We start from the raw sequence: 254 nt of genomic DNA on the forward strand, positions 1-254 counted from the left end.
GTGAGCTCCGAGGTTTGACCCAAGATCAGCTTGGAGAACTCTCAGGAATTTATAGTGCAACAATTCGAAAATACGAATTAGGAATCAGAAATCCAAAACAAGACCAGTTAATAAAAATCGCAAATGGTCTGGGTATCAACGTGAGTGTTTTTTATGACTTTGATATTGAGACTGTCGGTGATGTAGCAGCACTGTTATTTCTCTTAGATGAGCATAGCACGGTTGAACTTACCGGTGAGCGTGGAGAAGATGGC

Annotated in this window: 1 protein-coding gene; it reads left to right on the plus strand. The window is 41.3% G+C overall.

The window, feature by feature from the left end:
* Positions 1-14 precede the first annotated feature (14 nt).
* Positions 15-254: helix-turn-helix transcriptional regulator (locus RMT89_RS44285; RefSeq protein ID WP_315889411.1), on the plus strand; the 240-nt coding region annotated here is incomplete at its 3' end.

This window comes from Streptomyces sp. P17, assembly GCF_032436805.1.
Taxonomy (GTDB): Bacteria; Actinomycetota; Actinomycetes; order Streptomycetales; family Streptomycetaceae; genus Streptomyces.